At 23.0% G+C, this 14456-nt stretch carries 17 protein-coding genes; 5 read left to right on the top strand and 12 right to left on the bottom strand.

Annotated features, from left to right (window positions below):
- The first annotated feature begins 82 nt into the window (after nt 1–82).
- The 5 genes from AC5YGA_RS00725 (at nt 83) to AC5YGA_RS00705 (ending at nt 5129) form a co-directional block, all read left to right on the top strand.
- Entirely contained in the window at nt 83–994 is a 912-nt protein-coding gene (locus AC5YGA_RS00725; protein ID WP_496170005.1) for a glycosyltransferase family protein, read from the top strand.
- On the top strand, nt 991–2589 hold the full coding sequence (locus AC5YGA_RS00720) for an HAD-IIIC family phosphatase (RefSeq protein WP_415308654.1): 1599 nt from the start codon (nt 991–993) through the stop codon (nt 2587–2589). Before AC5YGA_RS00725 ends, AC5YGA_RS00720 begins: the two co-directional genes overlap by 4 nt.
- The gene (locus AC5YGA_RS00715; RefSeq protein ID WP_415308653.1) at nt 2582–3202 is read left to right on the top strand and encodes a VOC family protein; all 621 of its coding nucleotides are present in this window, start codon (nt 2582–2584) and stop codon (nt 3200–3202) included. The genes AC5YGA_RS00720 and AC5YGA_RS00715 overlap by 8 nt, the downstream gene beginning before the upstream one ends.
- Nucleotides 3203–3428: 226 nt before the next feature.
- The gene (locus tag AC5YGA_RS00710; protein WP_415308651.1) at nt 3429–4199 is read left to right on the top strand and encodes a hypothetical protein; all 771 of its coding nucleotides are present in this window, start codon (nt 3429–3431) and stop codon (nt 4197–4199) included.
- 3 nt (nt 4200–4202) lie between these two features.
- Nucleotides 4203–5129: a polysaccharide deacetylase family protein gene (locus tag AC5YGA_RS00705; RefSeq protein ID WP_415308649.1), complete on the top strand. Its 927-nt coding sequence runs from the start codon at nt 4203–4205 to the stop codon at nt 5127–5129.
- Here AC5YGA_RS00705 and AC5YGA_RS00700 read toward each other — a convergent pair.
- From AC5YGA_RS00700 to AC5YGA_RS00645, 12 genes are all read right to left on the bottom strand, one after another.
- Entirely contained in the window at nt 5122–5826 is a 705-nt protein-coding gene (locus AC5YGA_RS00700; protein WP_415308647.1) for a cytidylyltransferase domain-containing protein, read from the bottom strand. The genes AC5YGA_RS00705 and AC5YGA_RS00700 overlap by 8 nt on opposite strands.
- Nucleotides 5810–6637, bottom strand: a complete 828-nt coding sequence (locus AC5YGA_RS00695) for a sugar phosphate nucleotidyltransferase (RefSeq protein ID WP_496170004.1) — start codon at nt 6635–6637, stop codon at nt 5810–5812. Before AC5YGA_RS00695 ends, AC5YGA_RS00700 begins: the two co-directional genes overlap by 17 nt.
- On the bottom strand, nt 6625–6858 hold the full coding sequence (locus AC5YGA_RS00690) for a CBS domain-containing protein (RefSeq protein ID WP_496170003.1): 234 nt from the start codon (nt 6856–6858) through the stop codon (nt 6625–6627). Before AC5YGA_RS00690 ends, AC5YGA_RS00695 begins: the two co-directional genes overlap by 13 nt.
- 1 nt (nt 6859) lies before the next feature.
- On the bottom strand, nt 6860–7990 hold the full coding sequence (gene neuC, locus AC5YGA_RS00685) for a UDP-N-acetylglucosamine 2-epimerase (protein ID WP_415308643.1): 1131 nt from the start codon (nt 7988–7990) through the stop codon (nt 6860–6862).
- An 11-nt stretch (nt 7991–8001) separates the two neighbouring features.
- Nucleotides 8002–9135 (bottom strand): radical SAM protein, encoded by a 1134-nt coding sequence (locus AC5YGA_RS00680; RefSeq protein WP_415308641.1) that lies wholly within the window; start codon nt 9133–9135, stop codon nt 8002–8004.
- Between the two features lie 49 nt (nt 9136–9184).
- On the bottom strand, nt 9185–9736 hold the full coding sequence (locus AC5YGA_RS00675) for an N-acetylneuraminate synthase family protein (RefSeq protein WP_496170002.1): 552 nt from the start codon (nt 9734–9736) through the stop codon (nt 9185–9187).
- A gap of 7 nt (nt 9737–9743) precedes the next feature.
- Nucleotides 9744–10235: an N-acetylneuraminate synthase family protein gene (locus tag AC5YGA_RS00670; RefSeq protein ID WP_496170001.1), complete on the bottom strand. Its 492-nt coding sequence runs from the start codon at nt 10233–10235 to the stop codon at nt 9744–9746.
- A gap of 2 nt (nt 10236–10237) precedes the next feature.
- Nucleotides 10238–11395, bottom strand: coding sequence for an aminotransferase class I/II-fold pyridoxal phosphate-dependent enzyme (locus AC5YGA_RS00665; RefSeq protein WP_496170000.1), 1158 nt, complete (start codon nt 11393–11395; stop codon nt 10238–10240).
- A complete protein-coding gene (locus AC5YGA_RS00660) occupies nt 11392–12213 on the bottom strand; it encodes a polysaccharide biosynthesis protein (RefSeq protein WP_496170028.1) in 822 nt (273 codons plus the stop codon). Before AC5YGA_RS00660 ends, AC5YGA_RS00665 begins: the two co-directional genes overlap by 4 nt.
- A gap of 38 nt (nt 12214–12251) precedes the next feature.
- Nucleotides 12252–12542, bottom strand: a complete 291-nt coding sequence (locus tag AC5YGA_RS00655; protein WP_496169999.1) for a polysaccharide biosynthesis protein — start codon at nt 12540–12542, stop codon at nt 12252–12254.
- Between the two features lie 159 nt (nt 12543–12701).
- Nucleotides 12702–13271 (bottom strand): acetyltransferase, encoded by a 570-nt coding sequence (locus AC5YGA_RS00650; RefSeq protein WP_415308636.1) that lies wholly within the window; start codon nt 13269–13271, stop codon nt 12702–12704.
- A 50-nt stretch (nt 13272–13321) separates the two neighbouring features.
- Nucleotides 13322–14452, bottom strand: a complete 1131-nt coding sequence (locus tag AC5YGA_RS00645) for an N-acetyl sugar amidotransferase (RefSeq protein WP_415308634.1) — start codon at nt 14450–14452, stop codon at nt 13322–13324.
- Nucleotides 14453–14456 lie beyond the last annotated feature (4 nt).

Raw genomic sequence — 14456 nt, 5'->3', positions numbered from 1 at the left:
TGTTTTTCCGATTATCTTAGAAAATTTACAGTATTTTAATAAAATAAATATTCTTATTTTAGATAAAAATATTTATAATAAATTGCAAAAAGATAGCTTATTTAAAGAAATATGTAAAATAAGTGCATGTAATATTTATACTTCAAATTATAAATTTTTAAAGTTAATATATTTAATAAAGATTTGTATTTTATCAAAACTTATTTTTCACAGTGAGGATATGTACGTTTTACAAAATATTTTAACAAGCTTTTTTATAAAACTTTTTCTTTGCAAAGGTTTTCTATTTAAACATACAAGTAGCCCATGGTTTGTAAGAAACATTAAAACATCTACTAGAAATTATAATAGAGATAAAAACAAAAAGTTTTTATTATACAACAGTGGTGATATTAAAATATTTTCTAAAATGGGATTTAGAAATATAGTTCAAATTAATAATTTTAATAACTCCTATGAAGTAGAAAAATTATTAAAAAAAAAATTTTATAATAAACTTCCTAAAAAATATATATTGATATTAAGCTACAGGTCACACCCCATACTTCATAAAAATAAAAGACTGATAACTTATCAAAACTTATTTGATATCATTTTTGATGTTTATCCTAATCATTCAATTATAATTAAACCACACCCTTCTGAAAAAATTTCTGAAATAAATGAAATAAAAATGAGATATCCTCAAAGAAAAATTATAATTTCACAAGAAAATACAGATTTACTGATTCAATATTCAATAACTACAATTGGGATATTAACTTCCGGGCCCTATAAAGCTCACTTTAAAAGAAAGAAATGTGCAATTTATTATGAAAATATGAATGATTATTTAAGATATCATGTAGAAAATTACAAATCTTTCGAAGCTAAACATGGTGGCATAAGAATTTTAAGAAATAAAAATGAATTAAAAAAATTTTTTTATGAAAAAATAATTAACTATTTGTCTAATTCTAACAAAATAGATATAAAAAACATTATTAATAAATGATTATCACACTAGTTAGTTCATCTTTTTTATTTCCAGGAAATTTATCGTGGAATAAAATTGATATAAAAAAAAATTTTAGTGATATTGGTGATTACAAAATTCTTCATGATACAAAAAAAAATGATTTTGTAGTTTTAACTCTTTTTTTACAGGATTTTCATAACAATAATTTTAAAGAATATTTGCCTATATTAAAATTACTTAAAAGTAGATCTAAAGAAAAACGTATAGGCACATTAGTTATGGTTTCATCATTTAAAAAAGGAAACTTAATTAAAGTAAACAATAATACAACTAATCAAGAAAAAAATAAAAAAAAACTTTTAAATCAATTTTTAAAAATTAAAGATAATAATCATAATTTTAATTATGCTGACTTGGATGAAATTTTTAAATTAAAAGGAATGGAAAATGTTTTTGACCTAAGAAATAAGTATTTAAGTTCATCAAATTTATCACAAATTGGAATAGATATCTTATCAGAATTTATTGATGATTTTTTTGTAAGATATACAAAACCAAGGTCAAAAGTTTTGATTTTAGACTGTGATAATACTTTATGGGGAGGCGTTCTAGGAGAAGATGGAATTAATAACATAAAGATTGGAGACACACAAAGTGGAAAAATCTTCTTAGATTTTCAAAAAGAAATACTTAAATTATATAATCAAGGAGTGCTACTTGCAATTTCGAGTAAAAATAACGAAAAAGATGTGTTTAATGTTCTCAAAAATCATCCCTCTATATTATTAAAGAAGAAACATTTTGTTAATTTTAAAATTAATTGGGAATCTAAAGCAAAGAATATCTTACAAATTTCAAAAGAATTAGATCTTGGATTGGATAGTTTTGTATTCTGGGATGATAATCCAGTTGAAAGAAATCTTGTTAGAAAAATTTTACCAGAAGTTCATACGGTAGAACCAAATGACGATATTGTTTATTGGTCTGAACAATTAGCTTCTTTAAAAAAATTTTCACTTCTTTCAAATTTAAAAAATTCAAAAGACAAAACAAAAAATTATCATGCTAGAGCAAAATTTATAGATGATAAAAAAACTGCAAAAGATGAAATTCAATATTTAAAATCAATAAAATTAAAAGCAAAGATTCATAAATTAGATAAAACAAATATACATAGAGCATCTGAGATGACTTTAAAAACAAATCAATATAATCTAAGATCAAAAAGATATCCTCTTTCGGAGATGGAGAAAATATTTAAAGATGATAACAAGTTTTGTTTTTTAATTAGCTTAAAAGATATTTATAGTGATCATGGTAATGTGGGATTAATAATTTTACAAAAAAATGGTAAAAAAACTTTATTCATAGATACATTTTTGATGAGCTGCAGAGTTATAGGAAGGTATTTTGAGTCATGTATGTTCAGTTATATTAGAAAATATGCATCTAAAAATAAATATGATAATGTAATCGGAGAATTCATTAATACAGAAAAAAACATCGTTGCAAAGAAATTATTTGAAGAACATGGTTTTAACAAGATTAAAAAAAGAGGGTCAAATAAAATAGACACATACCTGTGTTTAACAAATAAAATTAAAAAAATTAACTTAGAATTATATGAGTGAAAAAAAAATTATTGAAATAATTAAAAAATACATCAAAAGTAAAAAGTTTGACAAAAAGGCTAGTTTATCAAATATAAAAAATTGGGATTCTCTCACCCATTTAAATATTCTTTTTTCAATTGAAAAAATATGTAAAGTTAAATTTAATATTAATGAAATTAATAATTTTAAGAATATAGATGAGATAATTAAAAGTGTTAAAAAAAAAAATAATCTTATTTTTAATCATATTGGAATATTTGTTAACAATATTAAAAAAAGTGAAAAATATCTCAACAACTTTATTGCAAAAAGTAAATCAAACAAATTAATCCTAGATAAGAAATTGGGCATTAAAGCCAAACTGTTTTTTGACGAAAAAAATATTTGTTATGAATTGGTTGAACCATATGGAAAAAATAATCCAGTAAGTGGTTATTTGAAAAGAGGAACTAACATTCTGAATCATATTGCCTATACATCAAAAAATTTTGATAAAACAATGGATGAGCTTAAAAGCAATGAATTTATGCAAATATCTAAAATAAATTATTCAAAATTATTTAAAAGCCGGATTGTTTTTTTTATTAGTCCTTTAAATTATATAATTGAAATTATTGAATTAAAAAAATGATTATACAAGATAATGGGAATATTAAATTGATACAAAAGTTCATTGATAAAAATTGGCAAAAGAACCACATATTATCAAAAAATAATAAAATATTTAATTGGCTTCACTATAACAAATTAGAAAAAAAATATAATTTTCTAATTTTTAAAAAAAAAATAATATTTTAGGTTTTTTAGGAATAGTTAAAAATAGTAAATTTTCATATGAATTAAAAAAATTTGATACAGTGTGGTTAACAACATGGATTGCCAAAAAAACAGAATTAGGTGTGGGCATTAAATTACTTATGTATTCAATTGCAAATTACAAATATTCAAAAATTGGGACAGTTGGTTGTAATGAGAATGTAAAAAAAATTTATGAGTACTTAGGTTTTTATACTGGTAGTTTAACACAATATTATATCGTAAATCAAAAAATCAAAGTTTATAATATAGGTAAATTTAGAAAAAAATATTACAATAAATTTTACAAAGAAGATTCAAGTTTAAATATTGTAAGTAATTTTAATTTTAAAAAATTTAAAAAGGATTATCATAATTATGTTAAAATTTTTGAAAAAAATGAAGATTATTTTAATAATAAATATTTTAAAAACCCATTTTATAAATATTTAGTTTTTGAATTTGTAAAAAAAAATAAACTTATAGGATATTACTTTGCAAGAGAATGTTATTACAAAGGTAGCAAATGCCTCCGTATCGTTGATTTTTTTGGAAATATAAAAAAAATATTTGATTGTTCTGTGTCATTTAAAAAATTTATAGAAACTAACAACTATGAATTTGTTGATTTATATTTTTATGGAAATGTAAAGAATAATACTTATTTTTTGAAGAATGAGTTTAATAATAATACAATTGTTCCAAACTATTTTGAGCCATTTTCAAAAAAAAACATTACTATTAATTTTGCTATTATGAATAAAAAAAAAACATCAAAATTTTACTTATTCAAAGGCGATTGTGATCAAGAAAGACCCAACTTTATAAAATAGATTATGTCTGTAACTTTTGTAATGTATCATTATGTTCGTAAAATTAAATTTTCTAAATTTAAAAATATAAAAGGTTTAGAATTTAATAAATTTAAACATCAATTAAATTATTTATCCAAAAATTATAAGATAATTTCTATGCAAGAATTTAAGGATAAATATAACTTAGGATATAAATTTTCTTCTAAATACTGTATTCTCTCTTTTGATGATGGTTATAAAGATCATGTCAAATATGTTTTACCTGAATTAAATAAACGAAAACTTAAAGGTAGTTTTTACATACCTAGTATGCCGATAAACACAGGTAAAGCTTTAGATGCAAACCTAATTCATTATATAATTGCTAAATCAAAGACTAACGAACTATTCATTGAGTTTGAAAAACTTTGTAAAAAAGTTGGAATTAATGAAATGAAATTAAATAATTTTAAGGAGCAATATTATAAAAAAAATAGATTTGATCCTCCTAAGATCAATTTTATTAAAAGATTATTACAAATTGAAATCTCGTTTAATCGTAGAAAATTTATTATTGATAAATTGTTCAAAAAATTTGTTAAGATGAATATTAAAGATTTTTGTAAACTTATTTATCTAAATAAGAAAGATATAAAGAAATTAATAAGATCAGGCATGTACATTGGTGGACATGGAGACAAGCACAAATGGTTTAGTCGTATTGCAAATAAAGAAAAAAAACGTGAAATAAATTCTACAATTAAATTTTTAAAAAGTTTTAATATTGAAACTAAAAATTGGACTATGTGCTACCCATATGGCGATTTCGATCCATTCACTATAAAGTATCTAAAGTCCAAAGGCTGTGGTTTTGGTCTCACAACAATACCAAAAGTAAATCATAAAATTAAAGATCCTTTTAAGATATGTAGGTTAGATACAAATGATATTCCTACTTATATCAAATAATTTCAAGAATTTTATTTGAAATTTTTAAATCAATTTCCTCATTAATATCCAAGTTGTATGGAAATTTTGTAACAACATATTTTGCAGGTTTTATAAAAATTCTATTCATTTTTTTTAAATCTTTTGTCCATAATATATAAAAAGATCCACATGGTGTATAATTTATCTTATTTATAAATTGTCTATTTTCACCAATTAAATCATTTTTTAAGTTAATCAAATTTTTTTTCAATTTCCAAATAAAATTATCACTTCTTTCTAAATTTTTAACACTAACTACAGATTTAATTTTTTTTTGTAAGAGTTTAGTGCCTTTAATTAAGTCATTCATTTTTCTAAATGGCTGTGTTGGCATTAAAATAATTATTTTTTTAAAAATATAAGGTTTTTTCTCTTTTTCTATTTTGTCAAAAAATTCTATTAATGCATCTTTAATATCAGAGTCTTTTTTTGATAAAATTTTTGATCTTAAAAAATCACATTTAGCTTTATTTTTTTTAGAAATTTTTTGAATCTTCTTACTATCTGTACTAACAAAAACTAATTTATTAACTGGAATTTTTTTTGCAAATTTAATTGTTTTTTCTAAAAGAGTTAATTTACCAATTTTCTTTAAATTTTTATTTTTTAATCCTGAAGATGTGCCTTTTGCTGGTATAAAGACCAGGTAATCAAAAAATTTATTTTTTGATTTCATTTATAGATTTTTCGTATTCATCCCATTGCCCAAAATCAAACCAAGAACTATCCTCTATTGGAAAAATTCCAATTTTTTTTCTATTTTTTTTTGCTTTTTTCAATAATTCATCAAAATTCATACCGTCATTTTTCCCAATAATACTAAAAATTGATTTATTCAATACGTATAAACCAACATTTATGAATTTTTTAATTTCAGGTTTTTCTAACATTCTTATCAGTGTACCATTTTTGTTAATTTCACAAGTACCATAAGGTATTTTTATTTTTTTTATTGCACATACAATTGTTATATCATTTTTTTTATTTTCATGAAAATCTAATATAGATTTATAATCTGTATTAATTACGACATCGCAATTAGCTACAAAAAAATTTTTACTTAGTTTTTTATTTTTTAAAAGTGCTAATGATCCAATTGTTCCCATTGGATTTTTTTCTGAAATAAATTGAATCCTTTTATAAAACTTTGTAGTTTTTAAATATGAGATTAGAATTTTAGATTTATAGTTAATAGATATAAATATATCTAGAATATTATATTTTAAGAATTTTTCTAATATTATTTCTATAATTGGTATTTCATTAACTGGAACAAGTGGCTTTGGCAAAACTTTTGAAAATGGATGAAGTCTACTACCTTTTCCACCAGCCATGATTACTACGGAAATTTTCTTTGTTTCTAATGTTTTTTTGCCAGAAAAAAAATCTGACCAAATCATAATATCTATAATTTTTTTATTTTCAACAATTGGAATAAGATCAAGTTTAAATTTTAAAAAAATGTCTCTTATAATTAAATTTGACATTTTTTTTTATTTATAAATTTAGGTTTTCTATTATAAATTTTATCGATTCTATAATCTAAATTCTTTCCTTCAACTATAGCTTTTCTTATATCTCCATCAGTAAGTGTTCCTAGAAGCTTAAGATTCCCATCTGTTACTACCAAACATTTACTTCCAGTTTCTTTAAGTTTTTTTAATGCACTATAAATTGTAATATTTTTTTTAATAAAAAATGATTCCATATTAAATCTTTAAATCAATAAATCTTTTATATTTAAAATTCTCTAAATTTATTTTTTTTAAGTAATTTGTTATTAAGCCCATGGTATCTTTTTTAAAATAAATTTTACATCTATTAGTTTTACCTTTTATCTTCTTGATTGAACTTACAATTTGTTTCAAATTATAACCTGTTTTAATTATAGACTTGCTTAAAATTCGTCCTTTTTGTCTATCTCCTACAAGAATTGATGGAACACCTAAAAAGGGTGCTACATAAACTATTGAGGATGAATTACCAATCACAAATTTAGCATTTTTTAATACATCTGTATAATATCTATTCAAAGAATTAAAAATTTGAAAATTAGGTTTTTTTTTGTAGTGTAAAATTTCTTGACTTACTTCATCCGAAAATGGGTCACTATTTGGCATTGATATTATTTTTACATAATCTTTATTAAATTCTAAAGCCTTAAGAATATTTTTTGTGATCATTTTTGATTGTTGAGAATTTATTTCAGAATTAATCGAAATTAATACATAATTTTCATCCTTTAGTTTTAATTTTTTTTTTAACTCTCTTTTACTTTTGAACTTTTGTTTATCTATTCGATCTAATTCTAAAGAACCAAAATTTTTTATATTTTTATTTATTTCACCTAACTGAATTAATCTTTTTTTATAATTATTATGTGAAACAAAATGGATATCAGAAATTTTTGATATCGAATGTCTAATTTTTTCATCTATTGAGCCCAGTGTAACCTCTCCACCATGCAAATGAACTACGGGCACTTTGTGTATCAAGGAAGATACCGCTAAAGCTAATGCATCTGTTCGATCTCCAAAAATCATTGAAATATCTGGTTTAAATTTTGTAATATTCTTGCTAATAAAATAGACTTGTTTTGTAAAACTCGCTGACACAAAAGTTGGATTATTAGATTGGCTATAATTTGTTTTAGAAATGATAATTTTTATATTTTTTCCAAAACTCTTTAAAATTTCTTTTTTGTCAATTTTTTTAATTGTATCTCCATGAATTAATAGTGTTATTGAAAAATGGTTAGATAATTTATTAATTAAATTCTTTTGGATATAAAATTCTGCTCTAGAGGCTGACTGAATCAAAATTTTATTTATTTTTTTCAACTTGTTGTCTTTTATTTATCTATAACAACCATTTTATCATCAAATTTACCCATAAATTGATTCAGATTATTAAGACGAGATGGGCATGTATTTTTCATATGACACTCTCTTTGACAATATGTTCCAAAGTTACCGTGCAATTGTTCTTCTCTCCATTTTCTAATTTTAGGTCCATTCCAGGCTTCATCGAAACCTAAGTCGTTGATATTATCAAGACTAATATGTTGTAGTCTTCCACATGGACTTATATTTCCATCTAAATTAATGAAAGGATGTTCGTAAACAGTATAACATATATTATGCATTCTTTTCATTGATACTATTGGATCTAAAGTTACATCTTCTATATCAGGTGAAAGTTTTATATCTAGTCCAAAAAAATCTATTCTTTTTCTCCAATGCTCTAATAATTTTTTATGTTCTTTTGGGTCAGCTGGCCCTATACCTAGCTTAGTCAAATGTTTAGTAACAAATAATGGTATCGTATGTATTGACTTCAAAGTTTTCACATTTTTTAGTTTGTCAATAGCCTCCCATAACGAATGTATGTTTACATCTGTAATTACCGAATTTATCTGAAGTGGAATATCTGATTGACTTGAAAGATTTTCTAAATAAGAGATTACCTTGCTTTCATCTGATCCTCTATATTTCATATTTGTTTCGCCATCAAAACCATCAAGACTAATTTCTATATCCGTCATTCCACTTTCAATAATTTTTTTAATAACTTTTGGAACCAAAGTTGTTCCATTTGTAGTAACTTTAACTCTAGGAACATATTGTCTTGCTAATTTAGTAAGTTCAAATATATCTTTATTTAATAGTGGTTCAGCTAAACCTCCCCAATGAACACAATTAAAACCATCTAACTTAGGTAAAAGTTTTTTTAATTTTTCAAGGTCTCCATTTCTCTCTAAATAACCAGAATCTTGAATATGTTTTTCTTCTCTATGACACCAAACACATTTAAGATTACATTTTGTATTAATTACTATACACACCTCATTCAATGATTTTCTATCAGTTGTTGCCAATGTATTAGATTTATTTTTTAAAGTTAAAAGTTCAATATATTTTACTAACCTTCCAGGGCTATTTTTAAAAAAAGATAAAAAGTTTTTAAATTCTTTATTTGGGTACATAATTTTAATTTATTGTTTACTCTATCATAATATGTTCAATATTTGAACATTAAATCATCTCGTCAGTTTTATAGCTCTTTTTTGCTTTCTTTCCAAGATAATTCCAGAATAATTTTGGTTTTTTTCCTAATTGCGGTCTTTTAAGTGCTAAGTTGTTAAAAGTATATACTTCATCCTTGTATATCTCTTTTGATGCATACAAGGACTTTTTTGCTATTTGAGCTATATTTTTTTCAAATTTATTAATACTTTTTTTTGAAGTTCCAAGCATTTTTATTGTATCTTTTAAATTTTCTACCATTTTTTTAAAATCTGTTTTATTCAAGGATGATGAGTGATCAGGCCCTGGTTGTGTGTTAGAAATTGTCAAATGTTTTTCAATAAATTCTGCGCCCAATAAGAAAGCAATTGATGGAGAAATTAAGCTTTTACTATGATCTGACAAACCAACTTGTAAATGATATTTATCTTTCAATACAGTTATAATCTTTAAATTAAGATCAATAAGTTTTGTTGGGTAGTTGCTTACACAATGAAGTAAGATTACTTTATTTAATAAAAATTTTTTATTCTTTGTATTTAATTTAATACTATTTATCATTTCTAAATTAGGATTTTTTTTTATATTTTTGTGCAAAATAAATTGTTTTAAGTGCTAAGTCGATATCCTTGAAACTAGACATTCCAGTTGATAAAATAATTTTTTTATTATTTTTTGCAATTTCATAAATTAATGGAAGATTATCTAAGTCACCTGATCCAATTTTGTATATATTGGATTTTGAAATTTTTTTTACATTATTAAAAGTTTCTATATCAAAACAAGTTGTAAGTGAATTTATATTAATTTTTTTACAATAATTGATTAATTTCTTAAAATTTTTTAAAGTTATTTCATATTTTTTTAAAAGCTTAAATTGATTTTTATTAACTTTTTTTTGATAACTTGCTGATTTAGATTTTTTAATTACAATATTGACAGTTTTATACATTTGGAACTTTACATAGTCAGCTCCAGAGTCTTTTGAAATTTTAATTAATCTTTTTGCTTCTAAAATGTTACCATCGTGATTTACTCCAATTTCTGCAATTATTTTCATGATTAAAAATTGTTACTTGGTAAACATATTATTTTTTGTGAAAATTCTTTTGATTTCATATTTTTCATTTTAGGAAAATTTGATAAAAATTTATAGTTACTATTAATTTCCCAGACTTTTTTACTTTCAATATTATTTTGATTCAAAAAAATTAATAACTCTTTTATATTAATATCTTTTTTTATTACTAATAGTTGAATCCAATTATTACTTTTACCAAGTTTTGGTATTGAAAAAATATCAAAATAATTTTGAATTTTTTTTATATTTTTTAAAAGATCGATATGTAACTTATTCTTTTTTTTTAATATGAAATTTAAATTATCTATTTGAGAAATTCCCAAAGCTGCATTTAGATTTGGCATCCTATAATTGTATCCTAATTCATTATGAATCGTATTAAATTTAGTGGAAATTTTAGAAGTAGCGCTTATATGCCTTGCTTTTTTATCATAATTTTTATTATTTGTAATTATAGCCCCCCCCCCTCCTGTAGTAATTATTTTATTGCCATTAAAACTTAAAATACCCAAATCACCAAATGTTCCAGCATGTTTATTATTAATTTTTGTTCCTAGTGCTTCAGAGGAGTCTTCAATAACTTTAATTTTAAATTTTTTACAAATTTTGATTAATCCTTTTATATCAAAGGGGTGACCATAACTGTAAGTAGGAATACAAGCAGTAATATTTCTTTCAGTTTTTTTGTTAAAACATTTGTTATTTTTCAATATTGTAGTTTCACTTAAATAATTTTCTAATTTCTTTAAATCAATGCCTAACTCTTGATTGCTGTCTATATAATGTGGAATCGCACCAATATATAGACATGCATTAGAGCTAGCTACAAAATTAAAAGAAGGTAATAAAACTTCCTCATCTTTTTTTATTTTTAATAATTTGAGAGCGATATGTAAAGCTGAAGTTCCATTAACTAGACAGACCACATATTTTGCTTTAGTAAATTTTTTTATTTTATTTTCAAATTTGTTTACTAAGTTTCCTACACTAGAGACGTAAGTCGTTTTTATACAATGATTTAAACTAAGTTTATCTTTTTTTGTTAATATTGGTGAATGTATAAAATATTTTTTATTTTTTTTCACATAAACCTTTCTTAATGCATTTAATAATTTTTTATAAATTTCTTTATTTTTCATAATATATTTTTTATTTTAATTGAATCTTTAATTTGTTTATAAGTCTTAATTTTTAAACTTAATAAATTTTTAATTTTTTGAAGACTATTTAATTTGTCTATTTTATTTAATAGAGCCTCATTATCGAATTTAAAGAGAGAAGGAATAATGTGAACCGTGTTTTTGTTGTAAATTAATTTAGATGTTTCCTGTTCTTCATAAAATTTTTCATAATTTTTTTGTCCTGAAAAATTATTTTTTGAAAAATTTATATAAAAATTTTTTTTATTTAAATGTTTTTTCTTATCATTGGTATATTTAAATCCTAAATATTTTAAAATTTTTAAAGTTAAAATTTCTATTTTTATTGAAGGTTTTACTAACTCTAACTTTGGGACAACAATTTTATTATTTGCATTCTTAAGTAATGCTCTAAAGCATAAACTAATTGCCTCTTCATGTGTGATAAAATATCTTTCTACATTTTTTGGTACACCAAATATTTTTTTGTTAAGAATTCTCTCATAAAGATATTTTAGAATGCTACCGTTTGAAAAACTTACATTTGCAAATCTAGTTGTAGAAACAAATATTTTTTTATTCAATCTCTTAAATTTAAAAAGTCTATCTTCCATTAATTTTTTTGATGCACCTAAAAAACTTGATGGTTCTACTGCTTTATCAGAAGAAATTGAGAATACCAGCTTAAGGTTGCTCTTATTAAATTTCTTTATCTTTAAAAAATTTTTAGAATTTGTATTAAATAAATATTTAGCACTTAATATTTCATCTTCAGATCTAACATGTTTTATCGCAGCAAAATTTAAATAATGAGATATCTTTTTTTCTTTAATAAATAGATTTATATCTATTTGATTTATATCTGCACATATGTAATTGGTATTAATAATTTTTTTTTTTTAAAAATTAAAATTAACTCCCTATTTAATTCTGTTAAACTATTTTCATCTTTGTCAATCAAGTAAAGTTTTTTAAAATCAAAATTTTTTAAATTTTTTACGAATTCGACCCCAATTGATCCAGTTGCACCTGTAAGTAAAATAACCGACTTGCTAAAATTTTGCCTCAATTCACTTAACTCTTTTTTATTTATTGAGAATCTATTTTCTTTTGAAATAAATCTTTTTTCTAAATTTTTAGTGCTCATTTTATTGTTTTAATTATACATTATGTTCAAATTTTGAACAACATTTGAGTTTTATTTTTTCAAATCTCTTTTTTGTAATTAGCTCTATCTTTGTTTAGGTCCACCATTCTTAAACTTAATCTATTGGATTATAATAATATCTTGAAAATTAATTATCTTTTAAAAAACAGTACCTGCTTTTATAAAAGAATTTTTTGTTATTCTTCTATTATTAGCAATAATAGCACCACTTCCTATAAATGAATTATCTTCAACTATCGTTCCCCCATTGATTATTGCACCTGTCGAAATATGACAATTATTACCTATTTTAACATCGTGCTCAATTATAGCACCAGTATTAATTATGGTGTGATCTCCTATTTGTACGTTTCTATTAATTACTACTTGTTTCATGATGATGGAGCCATTTCCCATAATAAAATTATTAGAAATTATACTTTTTTTTGCAATAAATGATTTAAACTTTATTTTTTTATCATTCATAAATTTTATTAACTTAAGTCTTGTTTTATAATTATTAATTAGTCCTATGGATATAAATGCATGATTGAAATTAAATTTTAGAATATCTTTATCTTTTCCTATAAATTTTAATTTAGTGTTATAAAAATAATCCTTCTTTATTTTATCTAATATTCCTATTATTTTTAATGATTTATTTTCACTTATTATTTCAAGACAACTATTTAGATGTGTGCCTCCACCAATCAGAATTAGTTTAGCCATATCTATTTATGCCCCCCACCAATCATTTATTATCTATATTCATTTGGTGCTTATGATTCTTGCCATACATTATCTTTTACCCACTCATTATTTTGGTTTTTACTCCAAACTCTTTTGTCTCTTAATGTGTCAGCAAAAATATCAAATTCAACTTCTTTAATATTGGTATATTCAAGCCATCTCTTCAAGTCTTTTTTTGGCTTTACGTGATCATATTTTTTTACAAGCTCTATGGCTTTTTTTCTAGACATATATCCCATTCTAATATCTTTTGAAGCATGATCACTACATCTGCCATAGCCAAATTTTATAAATTTTAAGTAATCATGGGCACCATTTTCATGCATATCATCAAGATTTGATATTTTTCTATATGTTCTCTCAAAACTTTCTCTTGACTCTTTCCAATCATAAAGTTTTTTCATTATTTCTGTTTGTTTATAAGGGTCCCATTTAATAAAATTACCAAGATATATTCCCTTTAATTTATGTTTTAAAAATTGTTCATCGCTCGGAAGTTGATACCACTTAAGATCTTCAATTTTTAATCCTTCTTTTTTATCAAAATCATTAATCGTGTACCCTCTCATATCATGCTCTAAAACAGTTCTTTTATTGAATTGAGCATAATCATTAATAGAAAACATTCCAGAAATGTCCCAACTTACTTCTCCATATATAAATAGTGGCACATTAAATTGGATAGCAGATTTTGGGGCAATTATTCTTATTCCAGCATGACAGTGCCAATTCATGTCACCCATCATGTAAAATGCAGCTCGATTTAATTTTATTAATAGTTCTTCAGAGGGCTTAAATATATAATGATCTAAATTTAGTTTTTTTGACATATTATGAAGATTTTCATCACCTTCAGGTAAAAAATTATTTCCATAATATGTGACTAATAAAGGTTTAAACCCTAGTGATTTTACATAATGAGCTTGGTAATAACTATCTTTACCGCCACCTACAGGGATTATGCAGTCATAATCACCATCAGTTATTTTTTTATATTCTTCTAATATCTGAACAAATTTATTTTCTCTTATTTTCCAGTTTTCATCTCCTAGCTTTGTAATTTCTTCAAAGGTTCTGCACGCCGAACATATACCATCATCATCAATATCAATGTTTACTGCGTGAATTGGATAGACGCATCTCTTACAAAAATTTACCATTAAT

The sequence above is a fragment of the Candidatus Pelagibacter sp. uisw_091 genome (assembly GCF_059512525.1).
The sequence above is the reverse complement of the archived record's forward strand: the minus strand, read 5'-3'. Positions and strand labels throughout refer to the sequence as shown.

Coding starts and splice junctions, on each gene's coding strand:
- AC5YGA_RS00645 (WP_415308634.1), bottom strand. CDS start 14,452: ATGGTAAATTTTTGTAAGAGATGCGTCTATCCAATTCACGCAGTAAAC.
- AC5YGA_RS00690 (WP_496170003.1), bottom strand. CDS start 6,858: ATGGAATCATTTTTTATTAAAAAAAATATTACAATTTATAGTGCATTA.
- AC5YGA_RS00680 (WP_415308641.1), bottom strand. CDS start 9,135: ATGTACCCAAATAAAGAATTTAAAAACTTTTTATCTTTTTTTAAAAAT.
- AC5YGA_RS00670 (WP_496170001.1), bottom strand. CDS start 10,235: ATGAAAATAATTGCAGAAATTGGAGTAAATCACGATGGTAACATTTTA.
- AC5YGA_RS00720 (WP_415308654.1), top strand. CDS start 991: ATGATTATCACACTAGTTAGTTCATCTTTTTTATTTCCAGGAAATTTA.
- AC5YGA_RS00665 (WP_496170000.1), bottom strand. CDS start 11,395: ATGAAAAATAAAGAAATTTATAAAAAATTATTAAATGCATTAAGAAAG.
- AC5YGA_RS00695 (WP_496170004.1), bottom strand. CDS start 6,637: ATGTCAAATTTAATTATAAGAGACATTTTTTTAAAATTTAAACTTGAT.
- AC5YGA_RS00650 (WP_415308636.1), bottom strand. CDS start 13,271: ATGGCTAAACTAATTCTGATTGGTGGAGGCACACATCTAAATAGTTGT.
- AC5YGA_RS00715 (WP_415308653.1), top strand. CDS start 2,582: ATGAGTGAAAAAAAAATTATTGAAATAATTAAAAAATACATCAAAAGT.
- AC5YGA_RS00700 (WP_415308647.1), bottom strand. CDS start 5,826: ATGAAATCAAAAAATAAATTTTTTGATTACCTGGTCTTTATACCAGCA.
- AC5YGA_RS00675 (WP_496170002.1), bottom strand. CDS start 9,736: ATGATAAATAGTATTAAATTAAATACAAAGAATAAAAAATTTTTATTA.
- AC5YGA_RS00705 (WP_415308649.1), top strand. CDS start 4,203: ATGTCTGTAACTTTTGTAATGTATCATTATGTTCGTAAAATTAAATTT.
- AC5YGA_RS00655 (WP_496169999.1), bottom strand. CDS start 12,542: ATGAGCACTAAAAATTTAGAAAAAAGATTTATTTCAAAAGAAAATAGA.